Origin of the sequence: Lelliottia nimipressuralis (genome assembly GCF_004402045.1) — a bacterium.
Taxonomy (GTDB): Bacteria; Pseudomonadota; Gammaproteobacteria; order Enterobacterales; family Enterobacteriaceae; genus Enterobacter; species Enterobacter chinensis.
Genome location: NZ_SOMG01000015.1, coordinates 287,074 through 309,077 on the forward strand (window position 1 = coordinate 287,074; position 22,004 = coordinate 309,077).

At 57.2% G+C, this 22,004-nt stretch carries 16 protein-coding genes; 5 read left to right on the forward strand and 11 right to left on the reverse strand.

Annotated features, from left to right (window positions below; translation table 11 throughout):
- Positions 1-14: 14 nt before the first annotated feature.
- The 3 genes from yajC to queA are packed head-to-tail and all read right to left on the reverse strand — an operon-like array spanning position 15 to position 2,623.
- Positions 15-347, reverse strand: a complete 333-nt coding sequence (gene yajC, locus E3U32_RS09975) for a preprotein translocase subunit YajC (RefSeq protein ID WP_042320789.1) — start codon at positions 345-347, stop codon at positions 15-17.
- A 22-nt stretch (positions 348-369) separates the two neighbouring features.
- Entirely contained in the window at positions 370-1,497 is a 1,128-nt protein-coding gene (gene tgt, locus E3U32_RS09980; protein ID WP_134348640.1) for a tRNA guanosine(34) transglycosylase Tgt, read from the reverse strand.
- Between the two features lie 55 nt (positions 1,498-1,552).
- On the reverse strand, positions 1,553-2,623 hold the full coding sequence (gene queA, locus E3U32_RS09985) for a tRNA preQ1(34) S-adenosylmethionine ribosyltransferase-isomerase QueA (protein ID WP_134348641.1): 1,071 nt from the start codon (positions 2,621-2,623) through the stop codon (positions 1,553-1,555).
- Between the two features lie 92 nt (positions 2,624-2,715).
- On the opposite strand from queA, the gene acpH reads away from it, so the two are divergent.
- Both acpH and E3U32_RS09995 read left to right on the forward strand, forming a co-directional pair.
- Positions 2,716-3,297: an ACP phosphodiesterase gene (gene acpH / locus E3U32_RS09990; RefSeq protein ID WP_134348642.1), complete on the forward strand. Its 582-nt coding sequence runs from the start codon at positions 2,716-2,718 to the stop codon at positions 3,295-3,297.
- Between the two features lie 127 nt (positions 3,298-3,424).
- The gene (locus tag E3U32_RS09995) at positions 3,425-4,027 is read left to right on the forward strand and encodes a peroxiredoxin (RefSeq protein WP_014168840.1); all 603 of its coding nucleotides are present in this window, start codon (positions 3,425-3,427) and stop codon (positions 4,025-4,027) included.
- 43 nt (positions 4,028-4,070) lie between these two features.
- Here the strand turns inward: E3U32_RS09995 and E3U32_RS10000 are convergent, their stop codons facing one another.
- The 7 genes from E3U32_RS10000 to phoB form a co-directional block, all read right to left on the reverse strand.
- On the reverse strand, positions 4,071-5,456 hold the full coding sequence (locus tag E3U32_RS10000; protein ID WP_134348643.1) for a DUF3999 domain-containing protein: 1,386 nt from the start codon (positions 5,454-5,456) through the stop codon (positions 4,071-4,073).
- Entirely contained in the window at positions 5,453-8,068 is a 2,616-nt protein-coding gene (locus tag E3U32_RS10005; RefSeq protein WP_134348644.1) for a DUF2339 domain-containing protein, read from the reverse strand. Before E3U32_RS10005 ends, E3U32_RS10000 begins: the two co-directional genes overlap by 4 nt.
- Before the next feature lie 91 nt (positions 8,069-8,159).
- Entirely contained in the window at positions 8,160-9,977 is a 1,818-nt protein-coding gene (gene malZ, locus E3U32_RS10010) for a maltodextrin glucosidase (protein WP_134348645.1), read from the reverse strand.
- Between the two features lie 164 nt (positions 9,978-10,141).
- On the reverse strand, positions 10,142-11,515 hold the full coding sequence (gene proY / locus E3U32_RS10015; protein WP_033144753.1) for a proline-specific permease ProY: 1,374 nt from the start codon (positions 11,513-11,515) through the stop codon (positions 10,142-10,144).
- Between the two features lie 81 nt (positions 11,516-11,596).
- Positions 11,597-12,916: a branched-chain amino acid transporter carrier protein BrnQ gene (gene brnQ, locus E3U32_RS10020; RefSeq protein WP_134348646.1), complete on the reverse strand. Its 1,320-nt coding sequence runs from the start codon at positions 12,914-12,916 to the stop codon at positions 11,597-11,599.
- Positions 12,917-13,325: 409 nt separating this feature from the next.
- On the reverse strand, positions 13,326-14,621 hold the full coding sequence (phoR, locus tag E3U32_RS10025; RefSeq protein ID WP_134348647.1) for a phosphate regulon sensor histidine kinase PhoR: 1,296 nt from the start codon (positions 14,619-14,621) through the stop codon (positions 13,326-13,328).
- Between the two features lie 21 nt (positions 14,622-14,642).
- Positions 14,643-15,332, reverse strand: a complete 690-nt coding sequence (gene phoB / locus E3U32_RS10030; RefSeq protein ID WP_008503265.1) for a phosphate response regulator transcription factor PhoB — start codon at positions 15,330-15,332, stop codon at positions 14,643-14,645.
- A 187-nt stretch (positions 15,333-15,519) separates the two neighbouring features.
- Between phoB and sbcD the strand changes: the two genes are divergently transcribed.
- Both sbcD and sbcC read left to right on the forward strand, forming a co-directional pair.
- A complete protein-coding gene (gene sbcD / locus E3U32_RS10035; RefSeq protein WP_134348648.1) occupies positions 15,520-16,725 on the forward strand; it encodes an exonuclease subunit SbcD in 1,206 nt (401 codons plus the stop codon).
- Positions 16,722-19,853, forward strand: a complete 3,132-nt coding sequence (gene sbcC, locus E3U32_RS10040; protein WP_134348650.1) for an exonuclease subunit SbcC — start codon at positions 16,722-16,724, stop codon at positions 19,851-19,853. Before sbcD ends, sbcC begins: the two co-directional genes overlap by 4 nt.
- Positions 19,854-19,951: 98 nt before the next feature.
- Here sbcC and mak read toward each other — a convergent pair whose 3' ends face one another.
- Entirely contained in the window at positions 19,952-20,863 is a 912-nt protein-coding gene (gene mak / locus E3U32_RS10045; protein ID WP_134348651.1) for a fructokinase, read from the reverse strand.
- Between the two features lie 123 nt (positions 20,864-20,986).
- Between mak and rdgC the strand changes: the two genes are divergently transcribed.
- On the forward strand, positions 20,987-21,901 hold the full coding sequence (gene rdgC, locus E3U32_RS10050; protein WP_023310540.1) for a recombination-associated protein RdgC: 915 nt from the start codon (positions 20,987-20,989) through the stop codon (positions 21,899-21,901).
- Positions 21,902-22,004: the final 103 nt, after the last annotated feature.

Here is a 22,004-nt window from a genome sequence, read left to right on the forward strand (position 1 = left end):
GGGAAAAGTTGGGATTACAGCGCCTTCATGGTGCCTTTCGGCAGAACGGCAGCTACGAAGTCACGTTTGATAACCACTTCAGTGGTGTCATTCAGGGCGATAGCAATGTAGCCGCTTTCCGCTACTTTGGTCACGCGACCCACCAGGCCACCGTTGGTCAGCACTTCATCGCCTTTCGCGATAGAGTTCATCAGGTTTTTGTGCTCTTTGGTGCGCTTCTGCTGTGGACGCAGGATCATGAAGTAGAAGATCAGACCGAACACAACCAGCATCAGAATCAGAGACATTGGGCTGCCCTGAGAAGGCGCGCCAGTTGCTGCTACCGCATCAGAAATAAAAAAGCTCATTCAAATTCCCTCATTATTAAAATTAATCAACGTTCAAAGGTGGGACATCCCGGCCCTGACGTTGGTAAAAATCGGTCACGAAGCTCTCTAATTTACCCTCTTCGATAGCCTTACGTAAACCAGCCATTAAGCGCTGATAATAGCGAAGATTGTGAATGGTATTGAGACGTGCACCCAAAATCTCATTACAACGATCGAGATGATGCAGATACGCACGAGAATAATTGCGACAGGTATAGCAATCGCACTCGGCATCGAGCGGACTGGTGTCACTTTTATGCTTCGCGTTACGGATTTTCACCACGCCATCGGTAACAAACAGATGACCGTTACGCGCGTTGCGGGTTGGCATGACGCAGTCGAACATATCAATGCCGCGGCGTACGCCTTCAACCAGATCTTCTGGTTTACCCACGCCCATCAGGTAACGGGGCTTATCTGCCGGGATTTGCGGGCAGACATGTTCCAGAATACGGTGCATATCTTCCTTCGGCTCACCCACAGCCAAACCGCCGACAGCGTAGCCATCAAAACCTATCTCTACCAGACCTTTAACAGAGATATCGCGTAAATCTTCGTAAACGCTGCCCTGGATAATGCCAAACAGCGCATTTTTGTTCTGCAGGGAGTCAAAACGGTCGCGGCTACGCTGCGCCCAGCGCAGAGACATCTCCATAGAGCGTTTCGCGTAGTCCCAGTCGGCCGGGTACGGCGTACATTCGTCGAAGATCATCACGATGTCAGAGCCGAGGTCGTACTGAATCTCCATCGATTTTTCAGGATCGAGGAAAATCGGATCGCCGTTAATCGGGTTACGGAAGTGTACGCCCTGCTCGGTGATCTTGCGGATATCTCCCAGGCTGAAGACCTGGAAACCGCCGGAATCGGTCAGGATGGGGCCTTTCCACTGCATGAAGTCATGGAGATCGCCGTGGAGCTTCATGATCTCCTGACCCGGGCGCAGCCACAGGTGGAAGGTATTACCGAGGATGATCTGCGCGCCAGTGGCTTCCACCTCTTCCGGCGTCATCCCTTTGACGGTGCCGTAGGTGCCCACAGGCATAAACGCGGGGGTCTCTACCACGCCGCGATCAAACACCAGGCGACCGCGACGCGCGCGGCCATCGGTGGTATCGAGTTCAAATTTCATTTTCATTCCTCTGTGCCAGAAAAACAGTCCGACACATTATTCTGGTGCCGCGGACTTATTCCCCGACACGCTCATTCAAAGCCAGCGGATTGTACGTGATAAACATCGCGTCCCCGTAGCTAAAAAAGCGATATTTTTGTTCTACCGCAGACTTGTAGGCATTCATCGTATGCTGATAACCCGCAAACGCGGACACCAGCATAATCAGCGTGGATTCAGGCAGATGGAAGTTGGTCACCAGCGCGTCAATCACTTTGTACTGATAGCCCGGGTAGATAAAAATCTGCGTGTCGCCAAAGAACGGCTCGATAAGATCGTTTTTCGCCGCCTGCGCGGCACTCTCCAGCGAGCGCACCGACGTCGTACCGACAGCAATGACGCGGCTACCGCGCGCTTTCGCGGCCAGCACCGCATCCACCACATCCTGCGGCACTTCGGCATATTCAGAATGCATGATGTGATCTTCGATACTGTCTACGCGCACCGGCTGGAAGGTTCCCGCGCCGACGTGCAGCGTCACAAACGCCATCTCAATCCCTTTCGCGCGCAGTTTTTCCAGCAGCGGTTCATCAAAGTGCAGGCCCGCCGTTGGCGCCGCGACCGCGCCAGGTTTCTGGCTGTAGACGGTCTGGTACAGCTCGCGGTCGGCCTCTTCGTCCGGACGCTCAATGTACGGCGGCAGCGGCATGTGGCCAATGGCGTTCAGAATATCAAGCACCGTGCGCTCGTCGTTGAATTCCACTTCAAACAGCGCGTCGTGGCGCGCGGTCATCGTCGCTTTGATGCTCTCGTCATCACCCAGCAGCAGTTCCGCGCCCGGTTTCGGCGCCTTGGACGCGCGAATATGTGCCAGAATACGTTTATCATCGAGCATACGTTCGACCAGCACTTCAATCTTGCCGCCGCTGGCTTTACGGCCAAACAGGCGTGCCGGGATCACGCGGGTATTGTTAAAGACCAGCAGATCGCCAGGGTTGAGCTTGTCGAGCAAATCGGTGAAAGTACCGTGCGTCAGCTCGCCCGTTGGCCCATCCAGTGACAGCAAACGACAGCTACTGCGCTCAGGCATTGGATAGTGAGCAATCAGGGATTCAGGTAGTTCAAAGGAGAAATCGGCGACGCGCATGACGTATACTCGTGACTTAAAAACAGGCGGCATAGTCTAGTGCTCGCACCCTTTTGCTGCAACAACTAGCCGCCCCCGGACAAATAAAACGCATGAATTTTCTCGCTCACCTGCATCTCGCTCATCTCGCTGACAGCTCTCTTTCCGGTAATTTGCTGGCCGATTTCGTGCGCGGCAACCCCGCTGAAGACTATTCCCCAGAGGTTGTCGACGGGATTTTTATGCACCGCCGCATCGACGTATTGACCGATAAGCTGCCGGAAGTGACGGAAGCCAAAGCGTGGTTTCGCCCTGAAACGCGCCGCGTTGCGCCGATCACGCTTGATGTGATGTGGGACCACTTCCTGTCGCGCCACTGGGAGCAGCTGTCGCCGGAGATGCCATTGCCGGATTTTGTTCGCTATGCCCACCAGCAGGTGTCGATCATTTTGCCCGACTCACCGCCGCGCTTTGTGAATCTGAATAATTATCTGTGGTCCGAACGCTGGCTGGAGCGCTATCGTGAGATGGACTTCATCCAGAATGTGTTGAATGGGATGGCGAGTCGTCGTCCGCGGCTTGATGCGCTGCGCGACTCCTGGTATGACCTTGACGAACATTACGATGCGCTGGAAACGCGTTTCTGGCAGTTTTATCCGCGCATGATGGCGCAGGCGAAAAACAAACAGCTCTGACAAAATTCGCATTGATAGGTAAAAGCTGGCGGAACGATTGTCACCACCTCTTTGTCTTATCCATGAACACTCTCTATACTGGCTCGCGTTGCGTTCCAAATAACCTTAGTATCTACAGGAGAATCATATGGTTCTGGTAACTCGTCCGGCTCCGGATTTTACAGCTGCAGCAGTTCTGGGCAACGGTGAAATCGTTGAAAACTTCAACTTCAAACAGCACACCAACGGTAAAGCGACCGTTCTGTTCTTCTGGCCAATGGACTTCACTTTCGTTTGCCCGTCTGAGCTGATCGCATTCGACAAACGTTATGAAGAATTCCAGAAGCGTGGCGTGGAAGTGGTTGGCGTCTCCTTCGACTCTGAGTTTGTACACAACGCATGGCGTAACACCCCTGTCGACAAAGGCGGCATCGGTGCGGTGAAATACGCAATGGTTGCGGACATCAAACGCGAAATCCAGCAGGCTTACGGTATCGAACATCCGGACGCTGGCGTTGCACTGCGTGGTTCTTTCCTGATCGACGCCAACGGCATCGTTCGTCACCAGGTTGTGAACGATCTGCCACTGGGTCGTAACATCGACGAAATGCTGCGCATGGTTGACGCGCTGCAGTTCCACGAAGAGCACGGCGAAGTGTGCCCGGCTCAGTGGGAAAAAGGTAAAGAAGGCATGAACGCGTCTCCAGACGGCGTGGCTAAATACCTGTCTGAGAACGTATCCAGCCTGTAATCGGCACGGTTTACGAAAAAGGCCCGCTTATGCGGGCCTTTTTTTATGCCTTACGCTGCGTCTCCCGCCAGATGCGCCAGGCCATACCCGCCAGCAGAATCACCCCTGCGATCAGCACGCCCCACACCAGCAGCGTGTTCATCCTGCTCTCCCGCTCGGCCGCAGAGGTAGCGGTCAGACGCTCCTCACCGCCTAACGCGATATTATCCTGAATGTCAGCCTGCGGCAGGTTCGCCATATCATAGGTTTTTCGCAGGTCGGCAGGGATCAGCATGCCGGGATCCACGTTTGCAGGCTTTGCGGCCCCGTTGCCCCAGGCGAGCACGTACGGTGCTTTCCCCTGCGCGTTGAACACCAGGTCATAGCGGTCACGATGCCCCGTGACGCTCGGCAGGTATTCTGGCAAACGCGCATTCAGCGCCGTGATTTTCACCGCCTGGACCAGGCCCCCGTTAAGCGAAACCGGTAGGGACGTTTTCCCCTCCAGACGGTACAGAACCTCTTTTTTCAGCGGGTGCCATGTGTCTTTTTCCGAACTCCGCCACGCTATCTCCACGGGAAGGACGCCATCGCCATTCAGTGAGATGCTGACAGCACTTAGCGGTTGCGGTCGTGCCCACCGCCACTGCGCTTCACTTGCCGATAGCGGCTCCCCTTTCCCCTCAAGGTTAATCTCTTCCGGGGCCGCCTGCTCAGGGGCGCTAATTGCGTTTACGCCAGTCAAGGTTAACCCCTGATTTTGCGTATTCAGCACTACCATGAGATAGCGATTCGCATCGGGAGATAAAACAGTATCGGTATCGATCCGATCGAGCTTAAGACGATCCTGACCGCTGACGACGTCCAGCAGCGGCATATCCTCGCGCAGGGTATACCAGTGCTTAAGATCCTCGCTGTAATAGACCGACGCCGTTCCCTGCCACGGCGTCTGAGGGGTATTCCAGAGCAGCTGCAGCTGGGATATGGACATCTCCCCCGTAGCCTGCTCCGGCAAGGTCAGCAGATAATGATGCCCGGCTGCGGCGGCTTTTTGCCCCTCGAGCACAATCTCCACGCCGTTTCCGGAACGGAGCAGAATTTTATCGCTATCACCGCCGTTTCGCGAAGACGCAAGCGGCGAGGCGTCCAGAGGAAAGAGGCGAAGTGCTGTGGATTGCACTGACGGCTGCGGACGCGTAGCGGCGATCAGGCTAAAGGGAACCGGCTCGCCCGACTGGTTAAAAACGCGGACATCATGCAGATCCGGTGACGTGCTCTGCTCATAGACGGCGAGCGGCAGCATCACCCGATACCACTGGGAAGGAACAGACGTATCCAGTGAACGGCCAAAGGCATAGTCCCGGGGCGATTCCGCTTGTACCTCGTCGCAGAACGCCGGGCCGGAAAGCGCCAGTAGCGCGGTATACGCTACCGCTTTCATCCATTTCATTTTTCATCTCCTGTTTTGGGCGGTAGCGGTGAGAAATACCCCACGATCAGTACCAGTATCGCCACGCCGATAAACGCCACCGCACGCGACAGACCGCCTCCGCCCGCGCTGTCTACCAGCATCAGTTTAACCATTACCACACCCAGCAGCGCAGCGCCGCAGAGCCACTCCTGCCGGGAAACCCGGCGGGTGGCATGGATCATGACCACCAGCGCGCTCAACATCCAGAACAGGGCAAAACAGGTCTGGACAAGCCGCGAATCCCACAACGATTCCATATTCCAGGCCACGTCGCCATACCAGGCCAGGGCGCGCATTAGCGCACCGTTAAGCCACCAGAAGCCAAACGCCATAATCGCGACGGCAGGCCACGGGCGGGCTTGCGAAAGCAACGCGGGGTAGTAGCGCTCCACTGCCCGATAAAAGATCACCAGCCCCAGTAATGCGAACGCGGCACCTTCCTCAAGCGGGTTCACCAGCGGTAGCCATGTCTGGCGATAGACCACACCGTCCTGGAAATTGGTCACGACCAGCAACACCAGCAGCGCCGCGACAACAGGGATCGGTGCCAGGCAGGCGTAAAGCGCGGGCCATTCCAGGAACGGCCATCCGCGACGCCGTACCGCTGCAGAGAGCGCCATAATCAAACCGCCGCCTGCTGCCATCGCTAATCCGCTGCCCCAGGCCGCCATGCCCCACGGCAACGACCGGGCAAACCAGTAAAGCTCGGCGGCCAGCGCCAGTAAAATCATCCAGAACAGCGACAGGTGCAGTCCCATCGCGATGCGCGGCAGGAGTCTTTTACCGTCACGTCGCAGCAGCATCAGTGCGGCAGGAAGTGCAACGCACCAGGCCAGATTTGACCAGCCAGCGGCAAAGATCTGCTGGTGCCAGAGCTGATAACCCACCATCAGCAGCATAACCGGCCACAGCAGCCATTTGCTGGCATCCAGCTCCCGCCACGCCAGACGAGCGGCAGCCAGCCGCCAGCCCCAGACCGAACCGGCCATCAGCGCCAGTACGCCTGCCAGAACAGATAATTCCTGCTTCAGCATCAGCTGCGAGGCGCCCAGTAACGCCACTATCCAGAACAGCAGTCCGCCTGCCAGCAGTACCCAACTGCCCGGTAGAAGGATATTCCGCCAAAGCCAGGCCGCAGCCAGCCAGCAAAGGCTGAGTACGGCGAAGATAAGCAGCAGGCTCAGCGACGTAATACCGTTCATTTGCGCCCACAGCGCACTACCCAGCGCCAGCACCAGCAGCGCCGTCCCGCTATAGCTCATGCGCCGCTGCTGCTGTTGCACGCCCAGCCAGAGGATACCCAGCCCTTCCAGCGCCCAGGCCATCGCCGTCCAGCGCGCCGACAGCGCCAGCGGAATGGCGAGCGTGGCAAACCCGCCGCCGATCGCCAGCGCCGCCAGGACCAGAGGTCGTCCGAGAGAGGGATAGCGACGCAGGGCGAGGAACGCGAGGGTAAGATAAAATGCGCCATATCCGAGGGCGCTCAGCGCCGGGCCATATTCCCAGTGCCGGGTCATGCCGTACTGCATCCCGAAGCCTATCAGCGGCGGGGCAAACAGCAGTACGCCGTCAACGATCTGCTTCCCTTTCTCCTGCGCCCGCAGCGACAGCGCCACGCTCAGCACGCCGAATATCAGCGTATTGGCAATCAGAAACAGCTGGCAAACCCAATAGTCTTCAGGCCGGTAGTCGTTCAGCCCCCACAGACCGCCGACGCCGAACGTAAACAGCAGTCCAAGCAGATTCAGCTCGCGCCAGTGCTGCCAGATGCTAATCGCGAGAATGCCGATGGAAAGCAGGAGATAGAAAGAGAACAGCGCCACAAAGCTGCCGCCCCCGGTAGACAAGAGCAGCGGCGCAAGATACCCGCCGAGGCTCGCCAGCATGGCAAGGCTCAGCGCCCTCTGCAGCACCGCCAGCCCGACGCTCGCCGCACAAATGACCACCAGCAGCGCAAAGGCCAGCGTCATCGGCAACATCTGCCAGAGCCGGAAGGCACCAAAGACGGTCAGATAGAGGATGCCTGTCGCCCCCCCCTGGAGAATCAGCGAATAGACACGCTGTTTGTGCCGCTGCCGCCACCCGAGTGCCAGCAGAACCATAGCAAACAGCGCCGTCGCGGCAAGGCGAAGCTCAAGCGGGAACAGGGAGTGTTCGACGGTATAGCGCAGCAGGAAAGAGAGCCCGAGGAAAAGCAGCAGGATCCCAAGCTTCGCCAGCGGATTGCCCTGCATGAACCAGCGCACCAGCGACGTCAGTATGCCGCCAAAGGCAGAAGGCTGTTTTGCCGCGGGCGCAGGAGCAGGAGCGGGTTCTGCCGCGGCAGCGGGAATCTCGGGGCGCCAGGGGTCGACAGGCGCGGGCGCGTCCTCAACCACTGGCTCGGGCACTACCGCCGGCGCAGCGGCCTGTTCAGGCTCCGGTGCGTTCTCCGCCGCGCCGCGCTGCTCGAGTGCCTCAATACGCTGGCGAAGCCGGGCGATCTCCTGTCTCGCCGCCGTGCTTCGATTAAAGCCGATAACCGCAAGCACCGGCGCAACCCCCAGTGCAAAAACCAGGAACAAACAGCCAAGGATGTAAAGCTCGTCCATGTTTCCACCTTCACCGTAAACGATCCGTTAAGATTGACACAAATAGTTGCATTTGCGCCATCTTAAAAGGTGAAAACCCTTCCGCCCGCGATTAACTGGCGAACCAGACCGCAGCGGAGATTGCCGGAAGCGTGAGCACGCCGTCCTGGAACGTCGCTTTTCCCTCTTTGCTCTTCCACGTTTTCCCCGCCAGCAGTGGTGAATCTTCCAGCACCACTTCGCAGGCCTCGCCCCGGTTAATCGCCACCAGCACGCGCTGCTGATTATAAACACGGACAAAGGCCACCACGTTATCGTGGGCGTACACCACCTGGCAGCCGCCGTAGCGCAGGGCGAGACTCTGTTTACGCAGTTTCGCCAGCCGCTGATACAGGCTGAACAGCGTCTTGTCCTGCTTCTCTGGCGCCCACGGGAATGTTTTGCGGCAGAACGGATCGTTGTTCCCGTCCAGCCCCACTTCGTCTCCATAGTAAATGCACGGTACGCCCGGCCAGGTGAAGAGCCAGGTGACCGCCAGCGGCAGACGCGCGACATCCTTGCCGAGCAGGGATTTAAAGCGCGCGGTATCGTGGCTGTCGAGCTGGTTAAACATCCGCAGCTGCTGCTGATGCGACAGGCCGGCGCGGTAGTTCTCCATCCACGCCATGCAGGTTTCCGCGTCAATATGATTCGGATCGTAGGAGATATCGGTATTGGCGAGGAATCCCCATAGCGGGAAGGTAAAGCCGCGATAATTCATCGCCGCATCTTCCGCATCGTTCTGCAGCCACTGGCGCGCGTCGCCAAAGTGCTCGCCAAACACAAACGCCTCTGGCTGGGCCGCTTTCGCCGAGCGCGTAATCCCGGCGACGTGCTGAAGATTATTCCGCGCGCCGCCCGCTTCCCCCAGCATATGCACCACGTCCAGACGCCAGCCGTCCATATTCCACGGCTCGCTCAGCCAGTGCCGTACGATGCTGTTTTCGCCGCCATAAATTTCATCCACCAGCGTTGGCGACTGGAAATCCAGCTTCGGCAGGCTCGCATAGCCCAGCCAGTCCAGCGCTCGGCCCTCCTCGTTAAAGCTATACCAGTCGCGCTGCGGCGAGCCCGGGTTATGGCATGCCCCACCCATCGACTGGTTATGACGGTCAAACCAGGCGTGCGAATCTCCGCTATGGTTGAACACGCCGTCCAGAATGAGGCGCATGCCTTCTTTTTGGGTGTTCTTACGCAGGCGCAACAGCGCCTCATCACCGCCAAACTGCGCGTCAACGTGGCGATAATCTTCGGTATCGTATTTGTGCACGCTCGGGGCTTTAAACACCGGGTTGAGGTACAGCGCCGTCACGCCCAGTTTTTTCAGATACGGGAGCTTCTCGCTAATGCCGTCCAGATCGCCGCCGTAAAACGTCGAGCCGCCAGCCTGCGCGGTTAGCGGTTCATCCCACTCTTTCAGAATAATGTCGTGGCCAGCGGCGTGGTGGTAATAGACCTTATCCTGTTCGGCAGTCCGCTTCTGGCTGCGGGCAAAGCGGTCCGGGAAGATTTGGTAAAAGACCTGCTCGTTAACCCACTGCGGGCCGTTATCCGGGTAATCAACGGCAAACTGCTCCAACCGTGCGGGCGGGAAACGGCTAAACCCCTGCGGGGTAAACCACAGCTGGCGGTTATTCCACAGCAGTTTGAAGCTGTACCGGCGGCGAGGCTGTCCGCTACTCAGGTCGATATTCGCTCGCCACGCCGTGATCCCCGGCTGCGGCTGGCTGCGCTGCTTGTGCATTTTCAGCGCGGTCTCTTCGTTATCTATTTCGGCGCGGAGCGTCACGCGTTCAGGCTGGTTTTCCCCCGCCAGCCAGAGCGTAATCACAAGGTTGTCTTTGTTTTGCTTAACAAATGGGGCAACCGGTAGGTGCCAGGCGTTTAACATCACGAATCCCCTTTGATGAAATTGACGTCACCTTGCCACAGGGTGGTTAAGGATAGCTCATCACGATCGGGATTATTGGGGGAGGAGAAAGGAGGAGGAGATTTTTTTCCGGGGCAAAAGGGAGTGTAGGCCGGGTAAGCGCAGCGCCACCCGGCATTTTTACCTTACTGTGCTTCCGCCAGCTGACGGTCACGGCGGCATTTAAACATCCAGCCCACCAGCAGCAGCACGATCCACGCACAGCCCACGTAGAGGGAAATACGGGTATCCGGGTGGTAGCCAATCAGGGCAATAATGAACACCAGGAAGATCAGCCCAACGACGGTGGTTGCGACGCCGCCCGGTACTTTAAACTTCAGCGCTTTCGCCTCATCCGGTGACAGACGGCGGCGGAACGCAATCTGCGACAGCAGGATCATGATCCACACCCAGACGGTTGCGAAGGTCGCCAGAGACGCAATCACCAGGAAGACGTTCTCCGGCATGATGTAGTTCAGGTAAACCGAGAACAGCAGCGCAACGGTCATCACCACAACCGTCACCCATGGCGTACCGCGACGTGAAGTTTTGGCGAACACCTTCGGCGCACTGCCCTGCTCCGCCATGCCGTGCAGCATACGGCCCACGCCAAAGACGTCACTGTTGATTGCAGAGAGCGACGCGGTCAGCACCACAAAGTTCAGAATACTGGCAGCAAACGCAATGCCCATATGCTGGAAGGTCAGTACAAACGGGCTGCCGTTGGTACCCACCTGGTTCCACGGGTAAATGGACATAATCACGAACAGCGTACCCACGTAGAACACCAGAATACGCATCGGCACCGAGTTGATGGCGCGCGGAATGGATTTCTCCGGATCTTTCGCTTCACCGGCCGTGATACCAATAATCTCGATACCGCCGTAGGCAAACATCACCATCTGTAGCGACATGACCATGCCGAGCCAGCCGTTACTAAAGAAGCCACCGTTGCTCCAGAGATTATGGATGCCGGTCGGCTGCCCGCCGTTGCCTATTCCCCAGATGATGATGCCGAAACCGGCCACAATCATGATGATGATGGTGGCGACCTTGAAGAAGGAGAACCAGAATTCCAGCTCGCCAAACACCTTCACGCTCATCAGGTTGACGGCGCAAATGATCAGCACCACGCTAAGGACCCAAATCCAGTGCGGCACCGCCGGGAACCAGACGCCCATGTAGATGCCAAACGCCGTTACGTCGGCAATCGCCACAATCAGGATTTCGAAGCAGTAGGTCCAGCCGGTGATAAACCCGGCCAGCGGGCCAAGGTTTTCCTGCGCGTAGCGGGAGAATGAGCTGGCTGACGGGTTGTGAACAGACATTTCACCGAGGGCGCGCATGATGATATACGCCGCCACGCCGCCGATGATGTAAGCCAGCAGAACGCTTGGGCCGGCCATTTTGATGGCATCTGCCGAGCCATAAAAAAGACCGGTTCCAATAGCAGAGCCCAGCGCCATAAAGCGGATGTGGCGCGTGCTGAGCCCACGTTTGAGTTTGTTAGTGCTTTCCATTTAAATCTTGCCATTCAACACGAAAAAAACAAAAAACCACGGGGCCTTAAGCCCCGTGGTTAAACAGTTTGTTGCCGTTGATTAATGGGCGTTTGATGCGACCTGACGCCCTGCAGCACGGTCCCAGATAATGGCCAGAACCAGTGCAACAACGGTAGGCATCAGCCAGGCCAGACCCTGCTCGGACAGCGGCAGACGCTGTGTCCATGCAGGCAGTATTCCTGCGAATGCTGATGCTTTAATGCCGTCAAGGATACCAAAAATCAGGCTGATAAACATGGCTGGCGCAATAATTCGTGAGGCATTGTTCCACCACGGGCGAGTGAAGCTCAGTACCACCAGCACGATACACGGCGGATAAATCGCCGTCAGCACCGGAATAGAGACCTGAATCAGGTGGCTCAAACCGAGGTTGGATACCGCCATGGAGAAGATACCGAGGATAAACACCAGCGTGCGGTAAGAGAGCGGCAGATACTGCGCAAAGAACTCTGCACAAGCGCAGGTCAGGCCCACTGCGGTCACCAGACATGCCAGGAAAATGAGCGCCGCCAACAGCATACTGCCCGCACCACCGAAGGTGTGCTGAACGTAGGCGTGCAGGATAGCCGCACCATTCGCGTTCTGATCAACCAGCATGGCGCTATCGGAGCCCAGGCGGAACAGCGCCAGATACAGCAGCGTCAGGCCCACACCGGCCATCAGGCCAGCCCAGATGGTATAGCGGGTCAGCAGGCGCGCTTCAGTCACACCGCGGGAACGCGCAGCGTTAACGATAACGATACCAAACACCATGGCGCCCAGCGTATCCATCGTCAGATAGCCGTTCACAAAGCCGTTAGAGAACGCGGCGTTTTTATAGGCGTCCATCGCGTCGCTGATCGGGCCTGCAGGCCAGACAATGGCCGCTACCGCCAGAACAATCAGCGCCACAATTTTCAGCGGAGCCAGGAAGTTGCCCACGGTATCCAGCAGTTTGCCCGGATAGAGGGAAACCAGAATCACAATCGCGAAGTAAATCAGGCTGTAGATAAACAGCGGCATTGCGCCGTCACCGGTCAGGGGAGCAATACCCACTTCGAAGGAAACGGTCGCCGTACGCGGGGTCGCAAACAGTGGGCCAACGGCCAGATAGCAGACGGTTGCCAGCAGAACGCCAGCCACTTTGCCAATCGGGGTGCTGAGGCTATCCACGCCGCCGCCGACTTTCGCCAACGCGACGACGGTCAGTACCGGTAGACCCACGGCAGTAATCAGGAAACCAAACGCGGCGGTCCAGACGTGTTCACCTGCCTGTAAGCCAACCATTGGAGGGAAAATGATGTTGCCTGCGCCAACGAACAGCGCAAATGTCATAAAGCCCAGCGCGATGATGTCACGCGATTTTAAGTGATGGGTCATAAAACCTTACTGCCTGTGGATGTGGTGTTGAAAACATTGAGATTTCCGATTCCCCTGACGGGACGATACAGCCGAAAATTTGCTCAATTTCAGCGGGAAATGCTCCCGTCCTGGCGTGGAGAAGAATAGTTTTTCGATTTACCACGCAAATACAGTCGGTCTGACAGTATCTGGGGCGCAATTTAAACGCTTATAACGTTTAAAGGCAAGGTGGGATCGTAAAACCAGAACAATATGCCAGCATGAAAATACACACCAGCACAATACGCTATTTATAAGAAAAACCCATGGCTAATCATGCGAACAAAAAACAGTCAGCCGTATAAAATTCATCCGCGTTTCGCTTGACTGCAAAGCAAACGGGCCAGCAGACGCTGACCCGTGGAAAGGTAAAATGACACACCTGCTGTCAGGCGATCTTTTTGGCAATTAATCGTTCCGGGATCACGAAGCTGAAGCGGGTTCCTTTACCCAGCGTACTCTGGATATCGAGACGGCTTTCATGGTGATTCACCGCGTGTTTAACAATCGCCAGCCCCAGGCCGCTTCCTCCTGTCTGTCGCGATCGTGCTTTATCTACACGGTAGAAACGCTCGGTGAGGCGCGGAATATGCTCCGGGGCGATCCCCGGCCCGTTGTCCTCCACGCTAAACTCGGCTCCCGTTGGGGTATGGTGCCAGCGCACCACGATGTCCGTCCCTTCCGGCGTATGGTTCACCGCGTTATACACCAGGTTGGAGATGGCGCTGCGCAGTTCATCTTCACTGCCCAGTACCTTCAGCGTGCTGTCGACCTCAAAGGTCAGGTGATGCTTTTTGTGGCTTAACGTCTGCGCTTCACGCTCCACTACCCGCAGCATCATCGGCACATCGATGGTGTCATTCAGCGCAAGCGTTGGTGCCGCTTCAATCTTCGAGAGCGTCAGCAGCTGCTTCACCAGGCCTTCCATCCGGTGCGTTTGCTCGCGCATGGTGTGCAGCGCTTTTTCACGCGGCGCACCTTCAAGCGTTTGCTCCTGCATCATCTCCAGGTAACCCTGAAGCACGGTCAACGGCGTACGTAATTCGTGGCTGACGTTCGCGAAGAAGTTGCGACGAGCCCCTTCCAGCTGGTGCATCTGGGTGACATCGCGCGCCACCATCAGCCACTGCTTATCGCTGTAGGGCATCACGCGGATTTCCAGATGGCGACCATTGTTGAGCTTCAGATTGTGCGGACGGGTAAAATCACGCTTTTTCAGATACAGCGTGAACTCGGGATAACGCAGAAGGTTGAGGATATTCTGGCCATTATCGTCCGGCCAGCGCAGGCCCAGCAGCTGTTGCGCAAGGCCGTTACACCAGAAGATGGTCCCTTCTTCGGTGGTGAGAATGACGGCATCCGGCAGCGATTCCGCGCCGCTGCGAAAACGCTTAATCAGGCTTCCCAGCTCACGGCGGCGCTTTTTATTACGCATCTGCATCTGATGCAGACCGTACAGCAGCGGCTCCCAGCTGCCGCTTCCCGGCGGCGGCGTCATGCTTCGGTCAACCCACAGCCACCAGGAGAGGCGCAGCAGGTTCCAGAAATGCCAGATCAGCAGCCCGGTGACCGACGCCAGCAGAAACCACGGCAGGTATCCAAGAAAGGCCCCCAGAATGAAGGCCGGAATACAACATAAGATCAGTTCAAAGACGAGCCTTTTCCATGACAGACGTTCCAGCACGCGTCACACTCCTGTCATTATTCAGAAACGGGTAGAAAAACGATAACCCGTGCCGCGGACCGTCTGCACCATGCGATCGTGGCCGCTCAGTTCCAGCGCTTTTCGCAGGCGGCGGATATGGACGTCAACCGTCCGGTCTTCGACATACACGTTAGTTCCCCAGACGTTATTCAGCAACTGCTCGCGGCTGTAAACGCGCTCCGGGTGGGTCATAAAGAAGTGCAGGAGTTTAAATTCGGTAGGCCCCATGTCGAGAGGATTTTCACCGGTCATCACGCGGTGTGAGGTGGGGTCAAGGCTGAGTCCCTGCATCTCTATCACCTCTTCCACCGCCATCGGCGAAATACGGCGCATCACGGCTTTAATGCGGGCCACCAGCTCTTTCGGTGAAAAAGGTTTGGTAATGTAATCATCCGCGCCGGTCTCCAGACCGCGGACGCGATCCTCTTCCTCTCCGCGCGCCGTGAGCATCACCACCGGTATGTCGCGGGTCAGCGCTTCACGCTTCAGGTGTTTGATAAACTGCAGTCCGGAACCGCCAGGCAACATCCAGTCCAGCAGAATCAGATCGGGCCAGGGTTCATTTAGCTGGTTAACTGCGCTGTCATAATCTTCCGCTTCAACCGGCTGGAAGCCATTTTGCTCGAGCACGAAGCACACCATTTCACGAATTGGAGCTTCATCTTCTACGACCAGAATACGTCTCGCCATACTTTGCCCTGTCTTATCTTATTTAAGTTACAAGTTTGTAATTCGGCGCCATTATGCGTCAGATTTATGACAGATTTATGAAAAACAGTACCACGTTCGCGGACAAACTGTTGTTTTATTACAGCGGTTATTTTCCCGTCTCTGAAGGTTTATAATCCTGCTTTCTCTTTTTTGCCACGGATCAGCTATGCGCATACTTCACACCTCGGACTGGCATCTGGGTCAAAATTTTTACAGCAAAAGCCGTGCGGCTGAACATGAAGCGTTCCTGAGCTGGCTGCTGGAAACGGCCCAGACGCACGAGGTGGACGCGATTATTGTGGCGGGTGACATTTTTGATACCGGCTCTCCCCCCAGCTATGCGCGTGAACTGTATAACCGCTTCGTGGTGAATTTGCAGCAAACCGGCTGCCATCTGGTGATTGTCGCCGGCAACCATGATTCCGTCGCGACGCTCAATGAATCCCGCGACATCCTGGCATTTCTCAATACCACCGTGGTCGCCAGCGCCGGGCACGCCCCGCAGATCCTGAAAAAACGCGACGGTACGCCGGGAGCGGTGCTGTGCCCCATACCGTTTTTACGTCCGCGGGACATCGTGCAAAGCCAGGCAGGGCTGTCGGGTGCAGAAAAGCAGCAACATCTGTTACAGGCCATCACCGACTATTATCACCAGCAGCACGCCGAAGCTTGTGCTCTGCGCGGCGACCAGCCGATTCCGGTGATTGCGACCGGGCACCTCACCACCGTCGGAGCCAGTAAAAGTGACGCCGTCCGCGACATCTATATCGGCACGCTGGACGCCTTTCCGGCGCAAAACTTCCCGCCAGCAGACTATATTGCACTCGGGCATATCCACCGCGCGCAGGTTATCGGCGGCTGTGAGCACATCCGCTACTGCGGATCGCCCCTTTCGCTCAGCTTCGATGAAACGGGCAAAGCCAAATCCGTGCATCAGGTGAGCTTCACTGAGGGCAAACTCAGCGCCGTGGAGACGCTGGAGGTGCCGGTCACCCAGCCGTTGGCGGTGCTAAAAGGCGATCTCGACGCCATTACCGCCCAGCTTGAGCAGTGGCGCGGCGCGGCGCTTAATCCTCCCGTCTGGCTGGATATCGAAATCACCACCGATGAATACCTGCATGATATGCAGCGAAAAATCCAGGCGCTGACCGAAGACTTGCCGGTTGAAGTGTTACTGGTACGCCGCAGCCGCGAGCAGCGCGAGAAAATTCTGCTCAGCGCCCAGCGCGAAACCCTCAGCGAGCTGAGGGTAGAAGAAGTGTTTGAACGCAGGCTCTCGCAGGAGGAGATAGACGACGCGAAGCGCATAAGGCTTAGCGAGCTGTTCACTCATACCCTGCATGCGCTCAATGATGAGGATGAAAACGCATGAAAATTTTGAGCCTGCGCCTGAAAAATCTTAACTCCCTCAAGGGCGAGTGGAAAATTGACTTTACCGCTGAGCCCTTTGCCAGCAACGGGCTATTTGCCATTACCGGCGCGACGGGAGCAGGCAAAACCACCCTGCTCGACGCCATCTGTCTGGCGCTTTATCACGAAACCCCACGCCTGCAGAAGGTTTCTCAGGCGCAAAACGACCTGATGACGCGCGACACCGCTGAGTGTCTGGCCGAAGTGGAGTTTGAAGTGAAAGGAACTGCCTATCGCGCCTTCTGGAGCCAGAACCGCGCGCGCAATCAGCCTGACGGGAATCTGCAGGCACCGCGCGTGGAGCTGGCGCGCTGCGAAGATGGCAAAATCCTGGCCGACAAAGTGACGGATAAGCTGGAGCAAACCGCCGCGCTTACCGGACTGGACTATGGCCGTTTTACCCGCTCCATGCTGCTCTCTCAGGGACAATTTGCCGCCTTCCTGAATGCCAAACCGAGCGATCGTGCAGAACTGCTGGAAGAGCTGACCGGCACCGAGATCTACGGCCAGATTTCCGCCATGGTATTTGAGAAACACAAGGCCGCCCGCAGCGTGCTTGAAAAGTGCGAGGCGCAGGCTGCGGGCGTCGTGCTGTTGAGCGAAGAGCAACAGCAGCAGTTACAGCAAAGTTTGCAGGCACTTACTGACGAAGAGAAAACCCTGCTGGAACAGCAGCAAAGCCAACAGAAAGATTTTCAGTGGCTTACGCGCCATGATGAGCTTGTGCGCGAGCAACAGCGCGTCACCGCGATGCAACAGCAGGCGCAACAGGCGCTGACGGACGCAGCACCTGAACTGGCAAAACTCCAGCTTGCTCAGCCCGCCGCCCAGCTTCGGCCGCTTTGGGAGCATCAGCAGGAGCAGACCACGCGCCTGACGCAAACACAGCAGCGAATTATCGAAGTAAATACTCGCTTAAAAGCTAAAACCGCGCTGCGCGCGCGGATCCGCAACACCGCCCTGCGTAACCACGAGCAGCTTCAGACCGAACTGACCGCGCTGGCGCAGTGGCTGGCGGAGCACGAGCGTTATCGTCTGCTGGGTCAGGAGATTGCCGGCTGGCGCGCGCAGTTCTCACAGCTTAACCGCGATAAATCGCAGTTAGCCTCGCTTGCTATGAGGATGAGTGAATTACGTAACAAGCTGGCTGAGATGCCGGAAAATGCGCTGACGCTGACGGCGGATGAGGTCAGCGTCGCCATGGAGCAGCAGTCCCGGTCACGCACGCTGCGCCAGCGGCTAACGTCGCTGCATGCCCGCTATCAGCCGTTGCAAAAGCGCCTGCGCCAGAGCGGTGAAAGTGTTCAGAAGGCCCAGGCCGATCAAAATAAACTCAACGAAACGCTGACGCTGCGCCGCCAGCAGTACAAAGAGAAACACCAGCACTATCTGGACCTGAAGACCCTCTGCGAACGTGAAGCGACGATTAAAGACCTGGAAAGCTTTCGTTCCCAGCTTGAGGCAGGCAAACCCTGTCCGCTGTGCGGTTCCAGCGAGCACCCCGCGGTGGAGACATACCAGTCGCTTGAACTGACGGATAATCAGCGCCGCCGTGATGCCCTGGAGAAAGAGGTCGCCTCACTCAAAGAGGAAGGCCTGCTGGTGCTGGGACAGGTCAACGCCCTCACTCAGCAGATCCAGCGTGAGACAGACGAAGCGCAGACCCTGGCTCAGGAAGAGCAAGCACTCACTAAAGAGTGGCTGGAAACCTGCACGTCCCTGAATGTCGCGTTGACTATTCAGGATGATATCGCGCCATGGATGAACGAGCAGGAACATTATGAGCGCCAGCTTTATCAGCTCAGCCAGCGTCTGACCCTGCAAAATCAGCTGAACGAGCAGGAAGTGCAGGAACGACAGTATCAGCAGCAGCTGACGACCACGCGCCAGGCGCTGGAACACACCCTGCTCTCACTATCGCTTAACGTACCTGAAGACGGCAACGAAGCCGCCTGGCTACACGCCCGTGAAGCCGAATTCGCACAGTGGCAGGAGAAGCAAACGCAGCACGGCGTGCTTCAGGAACGTATGAATACTCTGAAGCCGCTGCTTGACGCGCTTCCGGTAACGGACGGTGGAGAAGTCGAACCGGCTATTCCTGATGACTGGCGCGACATCCACGACGAATGCGTGTCGCTACAAAGCCAGCTTAGCGCACAGCAGCAACAGGAAGCGCTGGAGCGAGAGCGCCTGCTGCAGTCACAGACGCAATTCACCACGGCGCTCTCAGCAAGCTGTTTTGCCGATCGGGACGCGTTTCTTGCCGCTCTGCTGGATGATGACACCATTCGCCACCTCGAACAGCTGAAACAGTCGCTGGAAAACCAGTTACAGCAGGCCGCGACTCTGTGTGGACAAGCTAACCAACAGCTGCACTCTCATCTGGCGCTGCGTCCGGAAGGGCTCGACGCCGACGCCGCCACACTGCAAATCCAGCTGCAACTGCTGGCGCAACAGCTTCGGGAGAACACCACGCATCAGGGCGAGATCCGTCAGCAGCTTAAGCAGGACAGCGATAACCGACAGCACCAGATGGCGCTGATGCAACAAATTGAAGAGGCCGCACGTCAGGCAGACGACTGGGGGTATCTGAACGCGCTTATCGGATCCAGCACCGGTGACAAGTTCCGTAAGTTCGCTCAGGGGCTGACGCTGGACAATCTTGTCTGGCTCGCCAACCAGCAGCTTAACCGTCTGCACGGGCGCTATCTGTTGCAGCGTAAGGCCAGCGACGCGCTGGAGCTGGCAGTGGTCGATACCTGGCAGGCAGATGCAGTTCGCGATACCCGTACGCTCTCGGGCGGCGAGAGCTTCCTGGTCAGTCTGGCGCTGGCACTGGCCCTTTCCGATCTGGTGAGTCATAAGACGCGGATTGATTCCCTGTTCCTGGATGAAGGGTTCGGCACGCTCGACAGTGAAACGCTGGATACCGCGCTGGATGCGCTCGACGCGCTGAACGCCACCGGAAAAACCATCGGTGTGATCAGCCACGTTGAGGCGATGAAAGAGCGCATTCCAGTGCAGATCAAAGTGAAGAAAATTAACGGGCTGGGGTATAGCAGGCTGGACAGGGAGTTTGCCGTGCAGTAAAGGCCACTCCATTCTGTAGGCCGGGTAAGGCGTAGCCGCCACCCGGCTTTTTTATTGCGGCTGCCTGAATTCGCCCGGTGGCGCTTCGCTTACCGGGTCTACGAATTTACTGGCCACAGCCACGCCGCGCCGCGCACGCCGCTGGAGTCACCGTGGACGGCTTTGCGGATCGGGGTTTCACACTCGCCGCCGAAGACCCACTGTTTCATCAGGGTCGGCACTGTGGCGTACAGCCGGTCGACGTTGCTCATGCCGCCGCCCAGCACAATCACGTCTGGATCGAGAATATTCACCACGTGTGCCAGAGATTTCGCCAGCCGCATTTCGTAGCGGCTCAGGGCCAGCTCGGCCACCGGATCCTGCTCCTCGACCAGACGCATGATCTCGTTGCCCTTGAGCGGCTGGCCGCTCAGACGGTGGTAATCGGTCGCAAAACCGGTGCCGGAGATAAACGTCTCAATACAGCCTTGTTTTCCGCAGTAGCACGGCACTTCAGCGCGGTATTTAAGCTCATCCTCATCCATCCACGGCAGCGGGTTATGTCCCCACTCGCCCGCGGTACCGTTACCGCCGATATGGGCGCGCCCGCCGAACGCCACGCCCGCGCCGCAGCCGGTACCGATGATAACGGCAAACACGGTCTGGGCGCCGGCGGCTGCGCCATCGATGGCTTCAGAGACCGCCAGGCAATTGGCATCGTTGGCCAGACGCACTTCCCGGTTCAGGCGCGCGCTTAAATCTTTATCAAAAGGCTGACCGTTGAGCCAGGTCGAGTTGGCGTTTTTAACCACCCCGGTATATGGCGAGATCGACCCCGGGATCCCCATCCCGACGCTGCCGGTTTGCCCTGTCGCCTGCTCTGCCATCTCAACCAGCCTGGCAATCGTCTCGATAGTCTGGTGATAATCATCGCGCGGCGTCGGCAGACGATGGCGGAACAGCTGTTGCCCCTGCTCGCTCAGCGCGATGACTTCTGTTTTGGTGCCGCCCAAATCAATCCCAATACGCACAAGACTCTCCTCATTATTTTGATTATCAACAGAGTAGAAGCACGCTTCCCGATTAGCAATGCAAGCGATGCGACAATTCGTTATCATGCCCGCTGATTTAACGACAAGGCCGTGGAAATTATCATGCTGTGGTTCAAAAATTTGATGGTTTACCGTCTCAGCCGCGACGTTTCGCTGCGTGCAGAAGAGATGGAAAAACAGTTAGCCGCTTATACCTTTTCCCCATGCGGTAGCCAGGATATGGCAAAAACCGGTTGGGTTCCTCCAATGGGTTCACAAAGCGATGCACTGACCCACGCCAGTAGCACGGGTCAAATCATCGTCTGCGCCCGCAAAGAAGAGAAAATACTGCCCACGCCGGTAGTTAAGCAGGCGCTCGAAGCGAAAATTTTCAAGCTGGAAGCCGAGCAGGGCCGCAAGCTGAAAAAAACCGAAAAAGATTCGCTGAAAGACGAAGTTCTGCATTCCCTGCTGCCGCGCGCCTTCAGCCGCTTTAGCCAGACCATGATGTGGATCGATACCGTTAACGGGCTGATCATGGTGGACTGCGCCAGTGCTAAAAAAGCGGAAGATACGCTTGCCCTGCTGCGCAAAAGTATCGGCTCTTTACCGGTCGTTCCGCTGGCACTGGAAACGCCAATCGAGTTGACGCTGACCGAATGGGTACGCAGCGGTGCTGCGGCACAAGGTTTCCAGATCCTTGATGAGGCCGAACTGAAAGCGTTGCTGGAAGATGGCGGCGTGATCCGTGCGAAAAAACAGGATCTGGTGAGCGACGAGATCGCGGTACACATCGAAGCGGGCAAAGTGGTCACCAAACTGGCTCTCGACTGGCAGCAGCGCATTCAGTTCGTGATGTGCGACGACGGCTCCGTGAAACGTCTGAAGTTCTGCGACGAGCTGCGCGATCAGAACGAAGATATCGACAGAGAAGACTACGCTCAGCGCTTTGACGCGGACTTCATCCTGATGACCGGAGAGCTGGCTGCGTTGATTCAGAATCTGGTGGAAGGTCTCGGCGGCGAAGCGCAGAGATAATTTCCCCTCACCCTGACCCTCTCCCCTGTACGGTCCGGGGACATAGTGAACACTTGTTCGGGGACATGGTAGACACTTACAACTAAGGCATAAGAACCCGTTT

Coding starts and splice junctions, on each gene's coding strand:
- yajC (WP_042320789.1), bottom strand. CDS start 347: ATGAGCTTTTTTATTTCTGATGCGGTAGCAGCAACTGGCGCGCCTTCT.
- tgt (WP_134348640.1), bottom strand. CDS start 1,497: ATGAAATTTGAACTCGATACCACCGATGGCCGCGCGCGTCGCGGTCGC.
- queA (WP_134348641.1), bottom strand. CDS start 2,623: ATGCGCGTCGCCGATTTCTCCTTTGAACTACCTGAATCCCTGATTGCT.
- acpH (WP_134348642.1), top strand. CDS start 2,716: ATGAATTTTCTCGCTCACCTGCATCTCGCTCATCTCGCTGACAGCTCT.
- E3U32_RS09995 (WP_014168840.1), top strand. CDS start 3,425: ATGGTTCTGGTAACTCGTCCGGCTCCGGATTTTACAGCTGCAGCAGTT.
- E3U32_RS10000 (WP_134348643.1), bottom strand. CDS start 5,456: ATGAAATGGATGAAAGCGGTAGCGTATACCGCGCTACTGGCGCTTTCC.
- E3U32_RS10005 (WP_134348644.1), bottom strand. CDS start 8,068: ATGGACGAGCTTTACATCCTTGGCTGTTTGTTCCTGGTTTTTGCACTG.
- malZ (WP_134348645.1), bottom strand. CDS start 9,977: ATGTTAAACGCCTGGCACCTACCGGTTGCCCCATTTGTTAAGCAAAAC.
- proY (WP_033144753.1), bottom strand. CDS start 11,515: ATGGAAAGCACTAACAAACTCAAACGTGGGCTCAGCACGCGCCACATC.
- brnQ (WP_134348646.1), bottom strand. CDS start 12,916: ATGACCCATCACTTAAAATCGCGTGACATCATCGCGCTGGGCTTTATG.
- phoB (WP_008503265.1), bottom strand. CDS start 15,332: ATGGCGAGACGTATTCTGGTCGTAGAAGATGAAGCTCCAATTCGTGAA.
- sbcD (WP_134348648.1), top strand. CDS start 15,520: ATGCGCATACTTCACACCTCGGACTGGCATCTGGGTCAAAATTTTTAC.
- sbcC (WP_134348650.1), top strand. CDS start 16,722: ATGAAAATTTTGAGCCTGCGCCTGAAAAATCTTAACTCCCTCAAGGGC.
- rdgC (WP_023310540.1), top strand. CDS start 20,987: ATGCTGTGGTTCAAAAATTTGATGGTTTACCGTCTCAGCCGCGACGTT.